The sequence below is a fragment of the Stenotrophomonas testudinis genome (genome assembly GCF_024499815.1).
In the GTDB taxonomy this organism is placed as follows: Bacteria; Pseudomonadota; Gammaproteobacteria; order Xanthomonadales; family Xanthomonadaceae; genus Stenotrophomonas.
Genome location: NZ_JAMOKY010000002.1, coordinates 250,500 through 271,714 on the forward strand (window position 1 = coordinate 250,500; position 21,215 = coordinate 271,714).

General features: G+C 67.7%; 16 protein-coding genes and 1 pseudogene. 7 read left to right on the plus strand and 10 right to left on the minus strand.

Features of this window, described 5'->3' with window-relative positions; all coding sequences use genetic code 11:
- Window positions 1–14: 14 nt before the first annotated feature.
- From glgX to NQ204_RS02605, 9 genes are all read right to left on the minus strand, one after another.
- Entirely contained in the window at window positions 15–2,156 is a 2,142-nt protein-coding gene (glgX, locus tag NQ204_RS02565; RefSeq protein WP_313207055.1) for a glycogen debranching protein GlgX, read from the minus strand.
- Window positions 2,122–2,295 carry a DUF2934 domain-containing protein gene (locus NQ204_RS02570; protein ID WP_116862428.1) on the minus strand — a complete coding sequence of 58 codons (174 nt, stop codon included), beginning with the start codon at window positions 2,293–2,295 and terminating at the stop codon, window positions 2,122–2,124. The genes glgX and NQ204_RS02570 overlap by 35 nt, the downstream gene beginning before the upstream one ends.
- A complete protein-coding gene (gene treY, locus NQ204_RS02575; RefSeq protein ID WP_256642991.1) occupies window positions 2,282–4,822 on the minus strand; it encodes a malto-oligosyltrehalose synthase in 2,541 nt (846 codons plus the stop codon). The genes NQ204_RS02570 and treY overlap by 14 nt, the downstream gene beginning before the upstream one ends.
- Complete coding sequence (locus tag NQ204_RS02580; protein WP_116862430.1) at window positions 4,819–6,675, minus strand: 4-alpha-glucanotransferase; 1,857 nt, start codon at window positions 6,673–6,675, stop codon at window positions 4,819–4,821. The genes treY and NQ204_RS02580 overlap by 4 nt, the downstream gene beginning before the upstream one ends.
- Window positions 6,672–8,393, minus strand: coding sequence for a malto-oligosyltrehalose trehalohydrolase (gene treZ / locus NQ204_RS02585; protein ID WP_116862431.1), 1,722 nt, complete (start codon window positions 8,391–8,393; stop codon window positions 6,672–6,674). The genes NQ204_RS02580 and treZ overlap by 4 nt, the downstream gene beginning before the upstream one ends.
- The gene (locus tag NQ204_RS02590; protein ID WP_256642992.1) at window positions 8,390–10,624 is read right to left on the minus strand and encodes a 1,4-alpha-glucan branching enzyme; all 2,235 of its coding nucleotides are present in this window, start codon (window positions 10,622–10,624) and stop codon (window positions 8,390–8,392) included. Before NQ204_RS02590 ends, treZ begins: the two co-directional genes overlap by 4 nt.
- Window positions 10,621–12,093 (minus strand): glycogen synthase GlgA, encoded by a 1,473-nt coding sequence (gene glgA / locus NQ204_RS02595; RefSeq protein WP_116862477.1) that lies wholly within the window; start codon window positions 12,091–12,093, stop codon window positions 10,621–10,623. The genes NQ204_RS02590 and glgA overlap by 4 nt, the downstream gene beginning before the upstream one ends.
- A gap of 601 nt (window positions 12,094–12,694) precedes the next feature.
- Window positions 12,695–13,102 carry a helix-turn-helix domain-containing protein gene (locus NQ204_RS02600; protein ID WP_256642993.1) on the minus strand — a complete coding sequence of 136 codons (408 nt, stop codon included), beginning with the start codon at window positions 13,100–13,102 and terminating at the stop codon, window positions 12,695–12,697.
- An 82-nt stretch (window positions 13,103–13,184) separates the two neighbouring features.
- A complete protein-coding gene (locus NQ204_RS02605) occupies window positions 13,185–13,490 on the minus strand; it encodes a hypothetical protein (RefSeq protein ID WP_116862433.1) in 306 nt (101 codons plus the stop codon).
- 172 nt (window positions 13,491–13,662) lie between these two features.
- Here NQ204_RS02605 and NQ204_RS02610 point away from each other — a divergent pair, with 172 nt between their 5' ends.
- The 6 genes and pseudogenes from NQ204_RS02610 (at window position 13,663) to NQ204_RS02635 (ending at window position 19,451) form a co-directional block, all read left to right on the plus strand.
- Entirely contained in the window at window positions 13,663–15,144 is a 1,482-nt protein-coding gene (locus tag NQ204_RS02610) for a serine hydrolase domain-containing protein (protein ID WP_256642994.1), read from the plus strand.
- 6 nt (window positions 15,145–15,150) lie between these two features.
- Window positions 15,151–15,717 carry a hypothetical protein gene (locus NQ204_RS02615; RefSeq protein WP_256642995.1) on the plus strand — a complete coding sequence of 189 codons (567 nt, stop codon included), beginning with the start codon at window positions 15,151–15,153 and terminating at the stop codon, window positions 15,715–15,717.
- 94 nt (window positions 15,718–15,811) lie between these two features.
- Window positions 15,812–16,564: an alkaline phosphatase family protein gene (locus tag NQ204_RS02620; protein ID WP_343238423.1), complete on the plus strand. Its 753-nt coding sequence runs from the start codon at window positions 15,812–15,814 to the stop codon at window positions 16,562–16,564.
- 303 nt (window positions 16,565–16,867) lie between these two features.
- Complete coding sequence (locus NQ204_RS02625) at window positions 16,868–17,692, plus strand: trypsin-like serine protease (RefSeq protein ID WP_116862436.1); 825 nt, start codon at window positions 16,868–16,870, stop codon at window positions 17,690–17,692.
- Window positions 17,693–17,927: 235 nt separating this feature from the next.
- Complete coding sequence (locus NQ204_RS19640) at window positions 17,928–18,788, plus strand: hypothetical protein (RefSeq protein ID WP_488192335.1); 861 nt, start codon at window positions 17,928–17,930, stop codon at window positions 18,786–18,788.
- A gap of 171 nt (window positions 18,789–18,959) precedes the next feature.
- A pseudogene (locus tag NQ204_RS02635) lies at window positions 18,960–19,451 on the plus strand (nuclear transport factor 2 family protein).
- Between the two features lie 156 nt (window positions 19,452–19,607).
- On the opposite strand, the gene NQ204_RS02640 reads toward NQ204_RS02635, so the two are convergent.
- The gene (locus NQ204_RS02640) at window positions 19,608–20,252 is read right to left on the minus strand and encodes a hypothetical protein (RefSeq protein ID WP_116862437.1); all 645 of its coding nucleotides are present in this window, start codon (window positions 20,250–20,252) and stop codon (window positions 19,608–19,610) included.
- Window positions 20,253–20,449: 197 nt separating this feature from the next.
- Between NQ204_RS02640 and NQ204_RS02645 the strand changes: the two genes are divergently transcribed.
- Complete coding sequence (locus NQ204_RS02645; RefSeq protein WP_116862438.1) at window positions 20,450–21,076, plus strand: hypothetical protein; 627 nt, start codon at window positions 20,450–20,452, stop codon at window positions 21,074–21,076.
- Window positions 21,077–21,215: the final 139 nt, after the last annotated feature.

Below are 21,215 nucleotides of genomic sequence, written 5' to 3' on the forward strand. Positions count from 1 at the left end.
CCCCTGCCGCGCCATCACCCTGCGCTGCTGGATGCCAGCAGGCACAGGCTGCGGGCGGGCAACGTCCATTGTCCCTCCCCATCCATCTCCAGTGGCGCGTCGTCGGTCTGCAGGACCACGCGACGGAACGCCAGCGTGTCGTCGGAGGGCCGGAACCGCTGCTCCTGCTCGCTGGGGTTCAGCAGCAGGGCCAGGCTGACATGGCGCCCGGGCTCGCGCAGTCCGCTGTCCGGGCTGCGGCCGTCCAGCACGATCAGCAACGCCCGCTGCTCGGGGTTGTGCCAGTCGCCCTCGCCCATCGGCTCCCCATCGGGGCGCCGCCACTCGATGTCGCGCATTCCGAGCGACGCGTCGAAGTCACCGGTCAGGAAGCGATTGCGCCGCAGCAGCCCATAGCGCCGGCGCAACGCCAACGCGCGCCGCACGAAGGCCGCCTGCGCCTGAGGACCCGGCTGCGCCGCGCACTCCCAGTCGATCCAGCTCAGCGGATTGTCCTGGCAGTAGGCATTGTTGTTGCCCTGCTGCGAATGGCCGAACTCATCGCCGGCCAGCAGCATCGGCGTACCCTGCGCGAGCAGCAGCGTGCCCAGCAGGTTGCGCATCTGCCGCGAACGCAGGGCAAGGATGCCCGCATCGTCGGTATCGCCTTCCACGCCGTGGTTGCACGACAGGTTGTGGGAATGGCCATCGCGGTTGTCCTCGCCATTGGCCTCGTTGTGGCGGTCGTTGTAGCTCACCAGGTCATGCAGGGTGTAGCCGTCGTGCGCGGTGACGAGGTTGATGCTGGCCGAGGGCCGGCGGCCGTGATGGTCGAACAGGTCCGCAGACCCGGTGAAGCGGGCCGCGAACTCCGGCAACTGGCCCGCATCCCCGCGCCACAGCGCACGGGTGGTGTCACGGAACCGGTCATTCCACTCGGCCCATCCCGGCGGGAACTGACCCAGCTGGTAGCCGCCGGGGCCGATGTCCCACGGCTCGGCGATCAGCTTCACCTGGCTCAGCACCGGGTCCTGGCGCACCGCATCGAGGAAGCTGCCCGACGGATCAAAGCCATGGCGCTCGCGCCCGAGGATGGTGGCCAGGTCGAAGCGGAAGCCATCGACGCGCATCTCGGTCACCCAGTAGCGCAGCGAATCCATCACCATGCGCAGGGCGCCGGCGTTGGTCAGGTCGAAGGTGTTGCCGGTGCCGGTATCGTTGATGTAGAAGCGGCGGTCCTCAGCCAGCCGGTAGTAGCTGGCGTTGTCGATGCCCTTAAACGAGAGCGTCGGCCCCAGTTCATTGCCTTCGGCGGTGTGGTTGTAGACCACGTCGAGGATTACTTCGATGCCCGAACTGTGCAGGCGAGCGATCATCTGCTTGAACTCGGCCACCGTCTCCAGCGACAGGTAGCGCGGCTGCGGCGCGAAGAAGCCGATGGTGTTGTAGCCCCAGTAATTGCGCAGGCCGCGCTCCAGCAGCTGCTGGTCATCAACGTAGGCATGCACCGGCAGCAGCTCGATGGCCGTCACCCCCAGATGCACCAGATGGTCCACCACCGCATCGTGCCGCAGCGCCGAGAAGGTGCCGCGCTCGGCCTGGGGGACGCCCGGATGCTGCATGGTCAGTCCACGCACGTGTGCTTCGTAGATGACCGACCGGTCCCAGGGCGTTGCTGGCGCGCGCTCGCTACCCCAGCTGAACGCCGGATCGATCACCGCGCAGCGCGGCATGTACGGCGCGCTGTCGCGGCGGTCGAAGCTCAGATCGGCATCACGGTGTCCCAGCGTATAGCCGAACAGATGCGGCGCCCACTTGATCTCGCCGACGATCTGCTTGGCGTACGGATCCAGCAGCAGCTTGTTCGGATTGAAGCGGTGTCCATCCTGCGGTGCATAGGCGCCATGCACGCGATAGCCGTAGCGCTGTCCCGGACGCACATCCGGCAGGTAGCCGTGCCACACCTCGTTGGTGTACTCCGGCAGCGCGATGCGCTCGATCTCGCGGTTTCGCGCATCGAACAGGCACAGCTCGACCTTGGTGGCATGGCGCGAATACAGCGCGAAATTCACTCCCAGCCCATCCCAGGTCGCACCCAGCGGGAACGGCCTGCCCTCGCGAACGCGCGAGCTCTGTGCCCACTTACGGGTTGCCATCGTTCTCGTCCTTACCCGCATGAAGCGCTGCTATCTCTGCTTCCACCAACCGCTCGGCCATGTGCCAATGACGTCGTTCCTGTTCATCCGGGCGGCCCTCAGCCTCCCAGATCTGGTGCGCAAGCATCTCGATGCGGCGGCGTCGCTCACTGCTGTCCATCTGCCCCACTCTCCTGGCTGATCCACACCGCAACGGGGCTGCCGGCAAACAGCAGTGCATCCGAGGCGGAACCGTTGAAAATCTCCGTGCGACCGTCCAGCACGTTGTGCATCGTTCGTTGCGGCAGCTCAGACACGCGCTGCTCAGCATCCTCTATCCATGCAAGGGCGGGACCGGGGCATCGCCAGGCACTCGCCCTGCGCACTGCCACCAGCAGCACCTGCCCCGCGTGCTCGCGCACGAAGACCAGATTTGCCGAAGCGGAATCGGACAGGTCCTGCAGCGTGCCGCGCAGGAACAAGGCCGGATGCGCGCGCCGCAGCTGCAGCAGCTGCGAAAGCAGGCGCATCTTCGGTGCGCCTTCGTGCCAGTCCTGCAGCAACTCCGACCACGATCGATCATCGGCCAATGCCTGTGCGCGCTGTGCGAAATCCACGGGGCGTCGGTTGTCCGGATCGACCAGACTGAGATCCCAGAACTCGGTGCCCTGGTAGATATCGGGAACACCCGGCAGGCACAGCTGCAGGCACAGCTGTGCCAGTCCGTTGCTGGCACCGGCGGCCGCCATCATCCTCACGAAACCAGCCAGCGCATCGCGCACGCCCTGCAGTTCGCTGGCGTGCATCAAGGCCTGCAGCCACTGCTGCACGGCCTCTTCGACGGCGAGATCGGGATCGAGCCAGCTGCTGATCCGCTTGCCCTCCCGCAGCGCCTTGCGCAGCCACTGGTCCATGCGCTGTGGGAAGTCCGCAGCGGGCGCACCGTGCATCGGCCAGGCGCCGACCAGCGCCTGCCACAGTGCATAGCTTTCGGCAGCGGGCAATGGCATCGGCATCCCTGCCGCCGCGCACTGCTGCTCCCACTCCGCCAGCGCCGACTGCCATGCACCGACGTCGCTGCTGATCAGCGCCAAGCGCGCACGCGCATCCGGGCCGCGTTTATGGTCGTGCGTGGCCAGGGCCAGCATCGCCAACGGATGCTGGCGCGCACGCACCTGGGCGAGTTCAACCAGTGCATCGCCCTCAAGGGCGATGCGCTGCGGATCGCTGCCGACTTCGTTGCGTGACATCGCACGGTAGTAGCGATAGAACGCCGTGTCTTCCACCGCCTTGGCATTGAGCGGTGCCGAGAGTTGGCCGAACCGCACGCGCAGTTCTTGGCTCTCGGGCGACTGCAGTGCGCTGACCAGCAGGCTCACGGCCGCGCGCCCCGCGGCGTCGAGACCCTGCACGGCAGCCGCTTCGGCCTTGGCCAGGACATTCCGCTCGGCCGGCGTCTGCAGCGTATAGGGGCGGTAGACCGGATAGCGCCGCAGCAGCGTGCAGAGTGCTCGGCGCAGCATCGCATCGCTGATGTCACCGCGGCATGCCGCCTCACCGACTGTCTGCCGTACACAGACCAGCAGTCGCTGCAGGTCTGCGTGCAGCGATCCATCCAGCAGTGCATCGCGTGCCGCCTGCTGCACTTGCTCCAGACCACGCGTGTCGCCTGAGCGCGCCTGCCACTGCTCACTCAAGGTCTGCGCCGACGTCTGTTCATGCAGCCACGCACCGGCCTGATCCATGAAGTCGTAGCCAGTGGTGCCGTCGCACGCCCAGCCAGCGGGCAGTGCCTCACCCTCGGCGAGGATCTTTTCCACGTGCAGGGTGATGTCCGCACCACGACGACCGCCTGCTTCTGCGACGGCATCGAGATGTGCGCGCAGCCGCTGCAGGTAGCCCCCCGGATCGGCCAGGCCATCGATGTGGTCAATCCTCAGGCCATCCACCCAGCGCTCGCGCACCAGCCGCAGCGGCAGCGCATGCACGGCATCGAAGACGTCCTCGCGCTCGATCCGCAACGCGGCCAGCGAGGTGATGTCGAAGAAACGCCGGTAATTGACCTGGTCGCCCCCGGTGCGCCACCAGGCCAAGTGATAGTGCTGGCGCTGCAGCAGCATGTGCATGCGCTCTGCGGAGCGGTTGCAGCGCTCGACCCAGCCTTGGCGGGCGCCAGGCTGCAGCGGATAGCTGCGCGGGGACAACGGCAGGCGAAGATCATGATGGACCAGGAAAGGCTGGTCCTTGATGTCCTCCACCCGCAGAACGCCAGCCTTGACGGCCTCCTGCAGCGGTCGGTCAAGCACGGTCAGCCAGAGTCGCTGGCACGCGCCAGCTGCCTCCCAGTCGATGTCGAACCACTGCGCGTGGCGGCTGCGGCGCCCGTGCATCAGCACGTCCGACCACCACGGATTCTGCGGCGCGGCGGCCAGATGGTTGGGCACGATATCCAGCAGCAGCCCCAGCCCACGCTCGCGGGCGCGGCTGGCCAACCGCAGGAAGCCGTCCTCGCCGCCCAGTTCCGGGTTGATCCGGGTCGGATCAATGCCGTCGTAACCGTGCGTGGAGCCCGGCATCGCTGCGGCGATGGGTGACAGATACAGGTGACTGACGCCCAGCGTGGCGAAGTAGTCCGCCTGTGCCGCTGCGGCGTCGAAATCAAAGCCGGCATGCAGCTGCAGGCGTGCGGTCGCGCGAAGTGCGGTCATGCGTGGCCTCCGTCGCGACCCGCGCTGATGCGCTGCAGCCGCGACTGCAGGCCGGCCTCATTCCAGTGCAGCGGCAGGCGCCGCCGCCAGTTCGGATGACCGCCGACGGTACCCGGCAGGTTGACCTGTGTACGCAGTCCCAGCGCGTCTTCCAGTGGAAGCAGGGCCAGCCGCGAGGGGGTCCTGGACAGCAGGCCCAGTGCATCGTCTTCCACGCAATCTCCATGAATCAGGTCGGCCATTGCCGCGGCATCGTGGCGCCGCTGCGCCAGTGCTGCAGGGAGGTCTTCGATTTCGCCCAGGCGTGCCCGCCAGCGCAGGTCACGCCCGCGCAGCCAGCCGGCCAGCGGCGGCAGATCGTGGGTGGACGGCATGGCGACCGCGTCGCGGCGCCAACGTCCGGCAGGCAGGAAGCCCGCCGCATCACGGGTGAACGGCAGGACATCCACACCCAGCACGCCGCGCGCGGCCAGCTGCTGGCGGATACCTGCCGGAACCACACCCAAGTCCTCACCGATCACCAGGCACTGGTGCCGCCAGGATTCCAGCACCAGCAGGTTCAACAGATCCTGCAGCGGAAACTGCAGATAGACCCCGTCGCGGGCGGAGGCGCCCTGCGGCAGCACCCACAGCCGGTGCAGGCCAAGGATATGGTCGATGCGCACGCCACCACGGCCGGCCATGACCGCCCGCAGCAGGTGGATGAAGGGCGCATACCCTTGCCTGCGCAGGGCCAGCGGCGAGAAGCCGGTGATGCCCCACGCCTGGCCCCGGGTATTGAAGGCATCAGGTGGCGCACCCAGCTCCAGGCCGGCCAGCATGACGTGGGCCTGCGTTCGCGCTTCGGCACCGTCGGGTGCGCAGCCCACCGCCAGATCGGCGATCAGGCCGATGGCCGCGCCGTTGCTGCGCGCCTGCGAGTGCAGGTCCGTCCAGCAGCGCTGCGCCACCCATTGTGCGAAGGCGTGGTCCTGCGCGTCCCCGCTTCGCGAATCGGCCGCCAGCAAGCAGTAGTCCTGCAGCGCCGCGCCAGCGTCGGCCTGCCACTGGCAGACTTCGGCCCACAGATCGGGTTGCGCGTGCTGCAGCTGCAGCCGCGCCGCGCGCAGCCAGCACCACTTGAGGTCAGCCGCACCGGGCCAATCGATGCGCCGCGCGGCAGTGGCGGCGTTCACCGCCTCGGCCAGCGCAGGATCCTCCGCCAGCACGGCGCGGGCGGCATCGGGCACCGCCTGCAGCAGAGAAGCCTGCAGCGGGTCCAACCAGCGCCGGTCACCGGGCGAATATGGACTGTAGCCAGCACCCGGCGGCAAGCCGGCACCCGGCGGCAAGCCGGCGTGCATCGGGCTGAGCGCAAGCGCCTGCCCACCGTGCTGGCGCAGCCGCTGCAGCCAGGGTGCACAGCCGGCGCTGTCACCGATGCCGGCATCGCCTGCGCAGCGCAGGCTGTAGACCTGCGCCGCCAAGCCCCAGCCACGGTCAAGATGCGCGGGCCACCATGCCTTCTGCGGTGCGACGGCCACCGCGATGCGTCGCGGCCCCTGCTGCCAATGCCAGTAGCCGGGCTGCAGCGGCACCGGCCATCGGCCAGCCGCATCCTGGCGCGCGTCGCGCTGCTGGCCGGTCTCATCGACCCAGCACGCCGCGCCTGCAGCGCCAGGCAGGACCACCGCCTCTCCGCAGATCGCGGTGTGCAGTGGCGCAGCCGTCGCTTCTGCTTGTGGCTGCAGCACCCGAAGCACAGCACGCAGCACCTCCGGCGCCACCTCGCAGCGGCGCCCGGAAACATCCTCCCACTGCGGCATCAGCCCCGCAGAACGCGCGACTGCCTGTAGCGCTGCATCGCCGCTCATGCCGGCAGCCAGCGCAGCTGCAGACCACCGCACGCCTGCAGCAACGGGCCGGTGGGCAGATCCAGCAGCGATTCTCCGTCAGGCAGCGAGTGCGGCACTTCGGCAGGCCCTGCGTTGATGGCGATCCACCACTGCCCGGCAGGCAGCTGCCATCCCGCCTGCACGGCGCCAGTTCCGAGCACCATTGCGCCCAGCGAGCGCGCCTGCTCGAGGCCGGGCTGCAGGCAGTGTCGGCGCAGGGCGAGCAGATCGCGAAGCCATGCCAGCGAGTCCTGTGCCGCAAATCCGGCGCCAGGTGGCGGCACATACGAGGCCTGCAACGTCGCAGGATCATTCGGGTCGGGAATCCGCGCCCGCGAGGCGGCGTCGGCAAATGCGCTGAAGCCGGCGAACTCGCGCCGACGCCCTTCGCGCACCGCTCCGTCCAGCGGCGCCTGGTAATCGGTGAAGAACAGGAACGGAGAGGTGGCCTGCCACGGCTCGCCCATGAACAGCAGCGGCACCATGGGTGTCAGCACGGTCAGCGCTGTGGCCATGCGCAACGCCGGCGGGTCCAGCAACTGGCTCAACCGTTCGCCGAAGGCACGGTTGCCGACCTGGTCATGGTTCTGCGCGAACACCACGAAACGGGACGGCGGCAGGTCGCCACTGGGCTCGCCGCGCGCCTCGCCACGCAGGTCGGGCTCGCCCTGCCAGGCAAAGCCCTGGGCCAGGCAGCGCGCCAGCAGCGCTTCGGCGCGGCCGGCGTAGGCAGCGTAATAGCCTTCGTGCTCCCCGGTCAGCAGCACATGAAGCGCATTGTGGAAGTCGTCATTCCACTGCGCCTGGTAGGCGCCCCGCAGCCATCGCGCCTGGTTGCGCTCGTTCTCCAGCACCAGGTGCGCGAGCGGCACCTCGGTGCGGATCGCATCGCTGAGCTGCTGCAGGAAGCGGTCATCATCAATGGCGTGCACCGCATCCAGGCGCAGCCCGTCAAACCGGTACTCCTGCAGCCACATCAGCGCGTTGTCGATGAAGAACCGCTGCACATGCGGTTGTTCGAAGTCGATGGCCTCACCCCACGGCGTGCTGCGGCCGCTGTGGAAGAAGCCCTTGGCATACTGTGCCAGATGGTTGCCCTGCGGCCCGAAGTGGTTGTAGACCACATCCAGCAGCACTGCCAGGCCGGCGGCATGCGCCGCATCGACGAATCGCTTCAGTGCTTCTGGTCCGCCATAGGCTTGTGCCGGGGCATAAGGAAATACACCGTCATAGCCCCAGTTGCGGCTGCCTGGAAACTGCGCCACCGGCATCAGCTCGATGGCGGTGATGCCCGTCGCCGCCAGCATCGGCAGCTGCCCCGTCAGCGCGGCGAACCCGCCGGCCGCTTCCACGTGCACCTCGTAGATCACCATGTCCGGCCAGGCCACGCCGCGCCAGTCCCGCGTCTGCCAGACATAGGCATCCTCGGTCAGGACGGCACTGGGGCCTTCAACACCCTCGGGCTGCCAGCGCGAAGCGGGATCCGGCACCTCGCTGCCATCCGGCAGGCGAAAGCGGTAACGATCACCCTCCGCCGCCGTCGTGCGGATCCAATGCAGGCCATCGGGCTGCCGGAGCATCGGTAGCGCGGCCCCGCCAAGCACCAGTGCCACCTGGCCGATATCGGGCGCCCAGAGCCTGAACTCCACCATGCCCGCGCCCGTTGGCCACGCACCCAGACGAGCGGCAGCGGTCATGCGACAACCTGCAGGTACAGCGTCGACATCGGCGGCAGGGTCAGCCGCAGTGATTGCGCGTGCCCATGCATCGGCCGCGCGTCGGTGGCCACCGCCCCCAGGTTGCCTGCGTTGCCGCCTGCATAATAGTGGCTGTCAGTGTTCAACCGCTCCGACCACAGGCCGGACTCGGGTACGCCAACGCGGTAGCCCTCGCGGCGCACGGGCGTGAAATTGCTGACCACCAGCATCGCCGGTGCCTCGCCGGCCGGATCCTGCCGGATGAAGGCGTAGACGCTGTTGCGGCTGTCATCGGCCACACTCCAGGCAAAGCCGCGCTCGTCGCGCTCATCGCGATGCAGTGCGGGCTGGTGCCGCAGCTGTGCGTTCAGATCACCGACCAGACGCATCAAACCGCCGCCTTCGGCGGTCGCGGCCTGCTCCCATTCCAGCCCGCGCTGGTGCGCCCACTCGCCCGCTTGGCCGAACTCGCCCCCCATGAACAGGAGTTTGCTGCCCGGGTGTGCCCACATGAAGGCGTAGTAGGCGCGCAACTGGGCGAACTGCTGGGCACGGTCGCCCGCCATCTTGTTGAGCAGCGAGCCTTTGCCGTGGACCACCTCGTCATGCGACAGCGGCAACACGAAACGCTCGGAGAAGGCATACACCAGGCCGAAGCTGACCTCGCTGTGGTGATGCGGGCGATGCACCTGGTCGCGCTGCAGGTAGTGCAGCGTGTCATGCATCCAGCCCATGTTCCATTTGTGGGTGAAACCCAGCCCGCCGTCGGCCACCGCGTTGGTCACGCCCGGCCAGGCCGTGCTCTCTTCGGCAATCACCAGCACGTCCGGGAAACGCTCGCGCAGGGTCTCGTTCATGCGCTGCAGGAAGGCCACCGCCTCCAGGTTCTCGCGGCCGCCCTGTGCATTGGGCACCCACTGCCCCTCCGGCCGGCTGTAATCGCGATACAGCATCGACGCCACTGCATCCACGCGCAGACCGTCGATGTGGAAATGCTCGATCCACTCCAGCGCGCTGCCGATCAGGTAGGCCGACACTTCGTTGCGGCCGTAGTTGTAGATCAGCGTGTCCCAGTCGGCATGCTTGCCCTCGCGGGGATCGGCGTGCTCGTACAGGGCGGTGCCATCGAAGCGCGCCAGGCCGTGGGCATCATCCGGGAAATGCGCGCTGACCCAATCGACGATCACGCCCAGGCCGGCCTGGTGACAGCGGTCCACGAAGCGGGCAAAGGCTTCCGGGGCGCCGTAGCGCGCCGTCGGTGCGTAGATCCCCAGCGGCTGGTAGCCCCAGGAGCCACCAAAGGGATGCTCACTGATCGGCAGCAGCTCGATGTGGGTGAAGCCCAGCCCGGTGACGTGGGGGATCAGCCGATCCGCCAGCGCATCCCAGTCCAGCACGCTGCCGTCCTCGGCGCGCTGCCAGGATCCCGCGTGCACTTCATAGATGGACAACGGCGCGTTGACACCCTGTTGCCTGCGGCGCTGCAGCCAGGCCTGGTCGGTCCACTGCAGCGGCGCGGCAGACACCACGCGTGAGGCGGTGGCGGGTGAGCGCTCGGCCCAGCGTGCCATCGGGTCGAGTTTGTCGGGCAGGGTCTGGCCGTCTGCTCCGATCAGACGGAACTTGTAGCACGCCTCCGGCTGGACCCCGGGGATGAACAGCTCCCACACGCCGGCAGCATGGCGCAGCCGCATCGGGTTGCGGTGACCGTCCCAGGCATTGAAGTCGCCGACAACCGCCACGCGCTGCGCATTCGGTGCCCAGACGGCGAAACGCACGCCCTCGATGCCTTCAACGGTCATTTCGGTAGCGCCCAGTGCGCGCACCGCTTCGGCATCACCCTGGTGAATACGCTGCAGCAGCGCCTCATCCAGCAGCGGGCCGAACGCATATGCGTCGTGCACCTGCTCGACGCGGTCGGGGAAGTGCAACGCCAGCAGCGGAATCGCGTCGGCACCGGCGCGCCCCTCGAACAGGCCCGGCAGATCAGTGCTACGAAGGTCCCACCGGCGGCCGCTGCCCTCGATCACCTCCACCCGGCGTGCGTTTGGCACCAGCGCGCGGATAACACGGTAGCCGTTGCCATCGTCATGCGGGCCCAACCAGGCAAACGCATCGGCCGGGCGACCCTCTGCCAGCGCCTGCAACTCGGCCGGCATCGGCGAAACCGCAACACCCTGCGTCACCGCGTCGTAGTCGAACGCCACCGCACCCCGTCCTTGGTCACTCATGCAGCCACCTGGCAGGTCTGCTGGTACAGCGCCAGGTAGGCCTTGCCGGCGGTTTCCCAACCGCCCGGACGCAGCATCGCCGCACGTCGCATCGCATGCATCAGCGCCGGCAGCCGGAACGTGCGCATCGCCCGCTCCACGCAGCGGCGAAGCCCATCGGCATTGGCGCCATGGAACAGGAAACCGGTCACACCGTCCTCAACCGTATCGACCAGGCCGCCCGTCGCATGCGCGACCGGCAGGCAACCGAACCGCTGCGCATACATCTGGCTGAGACCGCAGGGTTCGAAGCGTGAAGGCATCAGCAGGAAGTCAGCGCCGGCGAACATCTGCCGTGCCAGGCCCTCCTCGAAGCCGATGAAGGCGCCGACCCGCCCGGGGTAGCGCTGTGCCAGAGCCTTCACCTGCGCCTCCACCTGCGGCTCGCCACCGCCGATCACCACCAGCTGGCCACCGGCGGCCACAATCTGCGGGGCGACGTCACAGGTGATGTCCAGGCCCTTCTGATGGACCAGGCGCGAGACAACGGCGAACAGCGGACCCTGCGAGGGCTGCAGCCCGAAGGCCTGGCGCACGGCCTCCGCATTCTCTTCACGACCCGCGCACTGGCCGATGCTGAAGCGGGCCTTCAAGTGAATATCGCGTCGCGGATCCCAGCTGGCGTCAATGCCATTGACGATGCCACTGAGGTGGCCACCGGCAGCGCGTCGCGCCAGCAGTTCGTGCAGGCCACAGCCGTCCTCGGCAGCGGTGATCTGCTGCGCATAGCGAAGGCTGACCGTGTTCAGGCGGGTGGCATTGGCGATGCCGCCCTGCAGGAACGACATGTGGCCGTGGAAGTGCAGCTCGTCCAGATGCTCCGCAGGCACGCCGAGGGTCGGCGCCAGAGCAAACGGGAACAGACCCTGGTAGGCCAGGTTGTGGATGGTCAGCAGGGTCGGCACCGCAGTGCGATCCCAGCGCACATAGGCGGCGGCCATCGCCACCGGCCAGTCGTTCAGGTGCAACAGCTGCGGCGTCCAGTCCAGCCCGGCCCGACCGGCGGCCAGTTCCGCAGCGGCATGGGACAAGGTGGCAAAACGCACTGCGTTGTCCTGCCATTCGCGGCCCTGCGCATCCACATAGGGCGAACCCTCGCGTTCATACAGCGTGGGCGACAGCAGCACATAGATCGGAAGACCATCGGCCTGCAACGCCATGGCCACGGTGCAGGCCGGCAGCCCGGCACGCCCGGCGACGCGACCTACTTCACGCAGATGCGGCAGGCGCTGCAGCACTTCGGGATAGCCCGGCAACAGCACGCGCGCATCACAGCCGCTGCGCACCGCACGCGGCAGCGCGGCCGCCACATCACCCAGGCCGCCGGCCTTGATGAAGTCCGCCATCTCCGTCGCCACGAACAGGACCCGCTGCACCAGCTCCGGCAGTTCAACCGGCTGTGACGGGCCACGACGGGTGCCAATCGGCATCAGGTCGAGGGCGGGCAGGACAGTTTCTGCAACGGGATCGTGCAGGGAATCGGCGACAAGGTCGAGGGCCATGGTGAACTTCTCTGAATCAGTCGGGCAGACGCCGGCCGCGCCCGAATGGGCGCCAGGTCTGGGCGGGAAGTCGTCGCGGAACGTGGGGGACGTTTGCGTAGGCTCTACGCGACTTTGCACTGTTCCATATCAAACACCCGTGAAGCGACGGCGATTTGTTTGTGACAGGGCAGCATCAGCTCAGTACCCATCGTTGGGTACGTGCTGTTGTGGACACCCTCCGTCACCCGGTCGCAGGCCTCACCCGGCTGCACTAGACCAACATCAATCCGCGGCACGCGCCGGGCGCGTATCTCTATGCAGGAACCCCACACCGGCGCTGCCGGCTCCCAGAAGACCTGCGATGAGCTACACCCCCGACAACGCCCAGCTGCTGAACACCCTGCAGAACGTCATGGTGATCTCCACCACCGATCGGGGGCCAGGGGCAGTGGGACGCGCTGCGCGGTAAAGGCCGCACGCATTGCGAGCTGTATTGATGGCGTGATGCATCCGCCGGGCGCAGCCCGGCGCTACCGCCGTCGCGAGGTCAGTCTGGACGGCTGTCCGCGGCCACCGCCAGCCCGGCCAGCCGCTTCGCCTGCAGCAGCAGGATCTCGCGCTGCTTCACGGCGATCACGCCGTCATCGGTCAACCGCCGCAGCACCCGGCTCGCGGTCTCCGTCGCCATGCGCAGATAGTTGGCGATCTCGTTGCGCGCCATGGCCAGCTTGAACCGCGTCGCGGAGAAACCACGCCGGGCATAGCGCTCGGACATGTCCAGCAGGAAGGCGGCCATGCGCTCTTCGGTGCGATGGTTGGCCGCCAGCGTGGCCACCTTGCCGATCTCCGCGCTGAGCAGGCTGAACAGCTTCGCCTGCAGCCCCGGCATGCGGGTCGCCAGCAGGCTCAGCCTGGGGAAGGAAATCCGGCACAGGTGCACGCAATCCAGCGCCACGGCATTGCAGAGGAAGCGCTCGTGCTGCAGAAATGCAGGGCGTCGCCATCATCGGCGGCGGCCGGGTTCATGCCACCGCTGTTCACTGGCCGCCCACCACAACGTGCAGCTGCAGCGTGGTGCCGTCATCCAGATACAGCGGGAACTGCAGGCCCGCCGTGCCAGCGGCCAGCCCCTGCACCGCCTCGCGCGGCAGCACCAGCCTGCAGTAGGTGCCCCCGTCCAGCAGCACCGCCTGGTCGCCCCCATGCAGGGACAGAGCCGTGCCCCAGCCCCCATTGCCCCCGAACCGGGTCATGTTCTCGACAGTCTCGCCGGCCAGAAGCTGGCCCAGGTCGGCCTCGTCCAGGCCCACCTGCATATGCTGTTCCTGCAGCAGGACCTTCATGCGACAGGCTCCAGCAAGCGGGACATGGCCAAGGGGACAGCAGGGACGTGGAACATGGAATCAATTACCAGACAACATTCGTGGCCACCATTAAAACGCACTCAGCCGTTGTAGAGTCGAGCCATGCTCCACTGCGTTTGCCTCCGCCACGCCCACCACCCAGACCCCGACCATGCCCAGCACCCGCAACGGATTGCCTGCTACCCGCCTCCTCATACCCCTGCTCCTGCTAGCCTCCAGCGCGCACGCGCAGACCCCACCGGCCGACATCGAAGCGCGCATCGCCCGGGTCGAGCACGGCCTTTCCAGCCGCATCGTGGTCAAGGGCCACGCGAGCCAGGAAATGACCCTGGCCGAGCGCATGGCCTTCCACGATGTGCCGGCGGTCAGCATCGCTCTCATCAACAACCAGCGCATCGAATGGGCACGGGCCTACGGCGTGCTTGAGCCGGGCAGCACCCGCGCGGCCACGCCGGACAGCCTGTTCCAGGCCGGCTCTGTCAGCAAGACGGTTGCCGCCGTCGGCGCGTTGCGACTGGTGGATCAGGGCCGCCTGTCACTGGATGCGCCGGCCAATACCCTGCTGCAGCACTGGAAGATCCCCGACAGCACGTTCACCGCGCAGCAGCCGGTCACGCTGCGCGGGCTGCTCAATCACAGCGCGGGCATCAGCGTGCACGGCTTCCTCGGTTACGCGCAGGGCGAGCGCCTGCCGACCCTGCTGCAGATCCTCGATGGCGTCGCCCCGGCCAACTCCGATCCGATCCGCGTCGAGGCCACGCCCGGCAGCGCCTGGACCTATTCCGGCGGCGGCTACACCGTCGTCCAGCAGATGATGGCCGACGCTGGCGCGCAGCCCTATCCGCAGTTGATGCAGCGCCTCGTGCTGGGGCCGCTGCAGATGCGCGACAGCACCTATGCCACTGACCTGCCGCCTGCCCAGCGCGCGCGTGCGGCCCATGCCCACCCCAGCGATGGCCAGCCGGTGGCCGGCGGTTGGCGGGTCTATCCCGAAGCGGCGGCGGCCGGGCTATGGACCACCGCCAGCGACCTTGCCAAGGTGGTGCTTGAGATACAGAACAGCGGTAGCAGTGCCCCGGGCAAGGTGCTGTCCAGCGCGATGGCCACGCAGATGCTGACCCGCGTCAAGGGCGACTACGCGCTCGGCCTGTATGTCGAGCCCATCGGCAGCGGCACCAGCTTCGCCCACACCGGCGGCACCCACGGCTTCCGCGCCCAGATCTATGGCTACACCCACACCGGCCAGGGCATCGTGGTGCTGACCAACAGTGACGGGGGCGCCGCCCTGGTCGATGAGATTCTGGTAAGCGTGGCGGCCGAGTACGGCTGGCCGGAGTTCCAGATCGTCGAAAAGCCCGCAATGGCCGCCGACGCCGCGCTGAATGCCGAGGTGGCCGGTGACTACGTGCTGATGGACACGCCCGCTCGTGTCACCCGCGAAGGGGATCGCCTGTACTTCCAGAGCGACCTGTTCGGTGCGCGGCCGATGGAGCTGTTCCGGCAGTCCGGGCGCGAATACTTCACGACGGCGGAGGACATGACCATCGTCTTCCCGTTCGCGACGGCAGGCCGGGTGGCCGGCTTCGAACTGAAGCGCGGTGCCACCACCTACCCTGCGACCCGCAAGGAGTAGCCACTGATGCGCCTGCTGCATCGAATGATGATTCCGGTCCTGCTGGGTGTCGTCTGCGGGTGCACCCCACAGGCAACGACGCCACCAGCGGCCGCCGCCAGCGAGGACCCGCTGGCCATCGAAGACAACCCACCGAATACCGAGGGCCAACCCATGCTGGATGATCTTGCCCGTGTGGCCCGCGACGCCGACCGCATCGTGGTCGTTGAACATTCCTACCGGTATGACACCAACGAAGGCATCAACAGCGACACGCCGCGCGCCGAGCGCAGATACCGCGACATGGTGCTGGCCAACGCTGACAAACAGCCGTTCCTCGCCACGCTGGAGGGAATCGATCCCTATGTAAGCATGTGGACTGCCGCCTGCATCTTCGAGCCGCATCACCGCTTCGAGTTCTACAAAGGGAACAAGCGCACCCACACGCTGGAGGTCTGCTTCCAGTGCAACCGACTCGAATGGGACGGCGCAAAGCATCCTGTTCCCCAGGCGTTCTACGCGGGCTTGGCGCCCTTCATCCAAAGCCAGGGCATGCAGCCGGAGCGCGACTGGCAGGCCCTCGCCCGGTTGTAGAGCCGAGCCATGCTCGACTGCACCGCCCGGCCGCCGTCACCGACGCGCGTTGGTGGCGCGGCGAGCCGATCTGGGTCAGCGCCGAGAAAGCCGGGTGCGCACGGCCACTTGGTCGTGGCCCGGCAGCGAGGCCGCGATCCAGGGCGTGCGGCCCAGCCAGTGGCAGGTCTACGACCGCAACATCGCGCTGGAAGACCGCGTGCAGACCGTGCTGGACTGGCTGGCACAGACCGGTGCGCAGGCGCCGCGCCTGGGGACGCTGTACATGGAAAACGTCGACAAGGCCGGCCACACCTACCGCCCGGAGTCAGCCGAGTACCGCGAGGCGATCCAGCGCGCCGATACCATCGTCGGCCAGGTGCGGGAAGGCCTGGACCCGCGGGGCTTGGCCAGCGATAGCAACATCGTGCTGTTGTCCGACCACGGCATGGGCGAACTGCCGGAAGGCCACGTGCTCGACACCGAACGCATGGTCGACCCGACCGTTGCCGTGGCCACCAGCGTCGGCCAGCCGGTCGCCTTCCAGGCCAGACCCGGTCGCGCCGGCAGGACCATTGAGGGTTTCGACAACGTGGATGTCTACCCGCTGCTGGCCCGCCTGCTGAACGGGCCGGCGTCCGCCAATGACCCGGACACGTTTGACGCAGTTCTCCGCCGAGGCATCGAGGCCCCGGCACGTACCGGGGCCGCACAGGCACTGGCCGAGCAGTCGGTCGCCGAGGGGCTGGCCCAGCGTGACCGCTTCCCCACCCTGGGACAGGTAGGTGCGTTGATGAGCCGTCACCCCCAACCGGGCATCCGGGAGCACATGCATGCCGGCATAACCGCCGGGCTGGCGGGCGCGTAGAACGAGGCTCGCCGGCACTTGGCCCTGGCCGCTGAGGAAAGCCAAACAGCGCCATGGGTCGATGTGCTGAAGCGACGCTGTGCCGAGCTCACGTCACGACTGCAACCCGGCGGCGGCTTCGAGGCAGAGATCGCCGCCATCGTGGCGCGCACCCGCCGCGCGGTCGGTCTGCCGGAGTGGCGGTCGTCACCCCTCAATCCTCCCGGTTGATCACACCGAATCGCCCCTTCGTCGCACAGCGGTGTTCCCTAAGCCGGAACCGGGCTACGGTGCGGATTGACCCGCACAGGACTGCACCGACCCATGCACCGCTGGCTTCTGCTCGCCCTCGCCACCCTGCCCTTCACCGCTGGCGCCATCGTCATCCGCAGCGATGTGGATGACAGCGCCTACCGCGTTCCGGCCTCCGCCTTCCCGGCCCTGGCCGACATGCCCGGTGAGGGCCACGGCGTGCTCATCGCGCCGCGCTGGGTGGTGACCGCCGCACACGCCGCGCCGATGGAGGGCATGGATGCCGAAGTGCAGATCAACGGCCAGGCCTACCGCGTCGAACGCGTGGTCGTGCATCCGGGCTACCGGCGCCTGCCCGTTGCACTCGGCCAGGCGGCACTGGCCTCCGGCAACCCGGGCCCGATCCACGCCTTTCTCGCCGCCTCCGATGACATCGCGCTGATCCAGCTGGCCACGCCGGTCAGCGACGTTACGCCGGTTCGCCTCTATCGCGGGCAGGACGAAGCGGGAAAGATCGCCACGCTCGTGGGCAAAGGTGCCACCGGTACCGGCCTGGCCGGGCTGCTGCCAGGTGCGCCTCACCGGGGCGAGCTGCGCCGCGCGGAGAATGCGGTCACCGGCGGCAACGACCGCTATCTCTGGTATCGCTTCGATGGCCCGGGTGACGGTCTGCCGCTGGAAGGCGTGATAGGCGGCGGCGACAGCGGCGGCCCGCTGATGATCCGCGACCGCAATGGCTGGCAGCTGGTCGGTCTGGGCTCGTGGATCACGGCCGTGCCGGAGCATGCGCTGGAAGCGGGGTTCTACGGGCAGGTGGTGCACAACGTGCGCATCTCGCGCTATGCCGGTTGGATCGACAGCGTGATCGACGACGAGTTGTCGCGATCGCCTCGCTGAGGATACATGTCGGCGGCGTGCAATGCAGACGCCTGTCGCAATTTGCACAGGTGCCTGCGACACCAACGGCAGCAAGGGTTTTGGCGGCTTAACAGCGCTGCGAAAATGCTGGAAGCGACGGGGTTTGCAGTCGATCTGCAACCTGTCTGATCGGCACCTTGAGATAGCGCGGGTACGAATGACCTGCCACCAAAAAAGGGTGGCCGGGTTTCGAATCCCCGTGACTCAGTAGGTAATGTTTGCGCTTGCCAGTCGGCGTCACTTCGCGTGGCGCCGGCAGGCAATCCGTCTGCCGGCCATGGCGGGCGGTGCGTGGGGGCTTCGCGCCCACCAGCCTATGCCTACCCCGGCCAACACCGAGGATGCCAAGGAACCCCGCATCCCCGGCTTCATCAACACCCTGCACCGCATCGGCGCTGGCGCGGCCGCCGACGGCCACCCCTGGCTTGAACCGCAGCTGCGCCTGGGCCGCCGCATCGCCCTTGCCGACACGGACTGCGCACTGGCTGGCCTGCGCATCGTGCAGGAACTGGTACTCGCCTCCGGGCGCGTGCGCCAGAGCGGCGGCACCGGCTGGTCGATGCCGCCGTTTGGACAGCGGCGCTGGTTGCGGGCAGACTGGCCCGGGAAGCAGCAGCACGGGATCGATTTCATGGACGAATGTGGTTTGCCTGGGCAGGAACGCGGGGCCTCACGGTCTGCGCCCGTGCTGCGCCGGATCGGCAACGCGCTGGCGCTGGTCATCGGTGGCTGCACCGCCCTGATGGGCCTGGTCATGATCGCCATCGCCGTCTTCGGACAGATCGGCCTGGGCCGTACCGGCGCGGGCCTTACCGGCGGCGCGCTGCTTCTGATCGCCGCGCCCGCGATCTCACTGCCATTCTCGCCACCGCTGGCAAAAAAGCTTCTGTTGCTGGCGATGACTGCACTGGCGTTGTTCGCTGGCGCGCTGTGCTTCTGGCCACAGGCAGGGGCAACGCCCTCGCCCACGGCGCAGGCGGCCGTCGTGGTTTTTGCGACCCTGCTGGCAGTGCGCATGTACCTCGGCAGACGCAGACGCAGGCGCGACGACGATGCTGGTCGCGGCTTGCTGTAGAGCCGAGCCATGCTCGGCTGCGTTTCGATTGGCTCATCCGAGGCGCCGCATGCTAGATTGGCGCCGGTGCCCCGAGGCACCTGAGGTCGGATGCCATGGATGACCGCACCACCCGCCCGCTGATGCGCGCGCTTCGCCGTCGGGCGCTTTACCCTGCTTCTCTGTGCAGGCCTGCTGGCCGCCGGCCATGCCGGTGCGCAGGCAACCGCGCACGCGGAGGACGTCAGGGCCATCGAACAGGTGCTGGAAACCTTCCGCACCGCGCTGGTCAACAAGGACAAGCCCACCTACTTGAGCCTGTTCTTCTCGGACAAGCCAGAGGACATCGACTGACAGTTCGTTTCCGAGGACGTGCGCCTGCAGGACATCCGCAGGACCAAGCCCGACGCGATCAAGGCGCGGCAGATTCCCTCGAACAATTTCATCTCGCTCATCGACAACGCGATTGCCTCGTCCACGCCGAAGGAAGAGGTTTTCTCCAACCCGAAGATCGAAACCGATGGCGACGCCGCCTCGCTGACCTTTGATTACACGTTCCTGTCCGATGGCGTGAAGCAGAACTGGGGCAAGGAGATGTGGCAGCTGATCCGCACCGAACAGGGCTGGAAGATCTTCTCGGTGATCTATTCGGTGCGTGACGAGCGCAGCCCGGCCGCCGAGTGATCTGTAGAGCCGAGCCATGCTCGGCTGCCTTTCGCTCTTCTGTAGAGCCGAGCCATGCTCGGCTGCGGTCTGCGCGAACCAGTCGAGCATGGCTCGACTCTACAAAAACAATGCAGCCGAGCATGGCTCGGCTCTACAACAGCGGAGCCGTCGACGTTACTGGCGCGAGCTTTCCAGCTGCGTGGTCAGCAGCCGCGTCAGGTTCCTGCGTGCGAAGTACCCCTGCAGCTGCGCGGCCTTGATGGTTCTGGCCTTCAATCTCGGCGCGCCATCGTCGCCATATTCAATGCGATAGCAGCGCGAGGCGCCGCACAGCTCGGCCTGGCTGGCGGTGACGATCACCACGGTGATCTCCAGGCTGGTGAAGGCGTTGCCGGTCTTGATGTCCGGGTTCTCGGTGCCGGCGCGGTCGATGAGGGTGCGGAACCGGCCAAGGTCGCGCTCACCGCCGCTGCTGAGGGGGCCGACATTGGTGGCGCGGCGGATGTCCTCGTCTTCGCTGGGAGTGCCCTTGCTCCAGTGCTCGGTACGCTCGGGAATGACCGCGCGCACGACCGTGCCGTCGGGCTCGATCAGGTCGATCACCACGTCAAGCAGGTACACCGGCTCCAGGCCGAGGTTGGTCACAAAACAGTGCGCGTCCAGGTTGCGCCCCGCACCGGAGGTGATGAGGATCGAGGGACGCTGCTGGCGGCGGTAGCTGCGCAGGAAAAAGTTGAGGTAGACCACCCATATCAGGGCGGTCACGCAGGTCATCACCGCGGTCAGCAGCGGTGCGAAATGGAGCAGGTTCTGCAGCATCCTCGGTGAAACTCATGGACGTGGGGAGGCCCATGGTCGCGGTTGCGGTGCTTGTGGGTTGTGAAGTGTTCGGCTTCGATGCGGCGCGCGAGCATCCACGCATGGCGTGGATGTTCATGCGCGCGACCGGGCGTGGCCCTTGTTGCAGCGGAACACTGCACCTACCATCGGACCGCCCTTTCCCTATCCCCGCCCCGATGACGACCTTCGCTGAACTCAACGCCGCCCAGCTGGCCAATCACGCCCTCAACATCTTCATCGCCGAGGGCCGCCACATCGAGGGCGCGCGCGTGATCTACCGTGCCCTGCAGCTCGACCCGCATCAGCCCGATGCGCTGCGCAGCCTCAGCGATTTCCACGCGAACTCCGGCACCGAAGCCTTCTCGGCCGCCACCATGGAATACGCCCTGTCCGGCGCGATCGATCTGGATCCGGAAGAACGCCAGAAGCTGGAAGCGCTGCATTTCCTCGACATCTGGACCTGGGGCTTCGCCCGTCACAACTCCGGCGAAGCACAGCTGGGCGCCGAGGCCTTCAAGAACCGTGACGACTTCGAGGTCGACCACGCCGCCTACGCGGCCTTCCTCGGCACCATCGTGGAGCCGGCTGGTTCGCTGCAGGCTGCCTTCGAGGCCGCGCACCGCCTGTCCGGCCTGATGGCGGGCTTCCTGCAGCACGACGGCAATGACGATCCAGACCTGGACGATGTCCTGCGTGGCGAGGGGTTCGTTGAAACCGCCGAGTACCCGCAGTGGCTGCAGTCGTCCACCGATGACCTGGACGCACTGGACAAGGCCATCCAGGAGCAGCGCCAGAAAGGATGATCCGGCGCGACGGCTGCGCCCTGCCTTCGTAGAGTCGGGGGGGGGGGGGGGGGGGGGGGGCCCCCCGCCCCCCCCCCCCCCCCCCCCCCCCCCCCCCCCCCCCCCCCCCCCCCCCCCGCGCCGCCCCCCCCCCACCCCG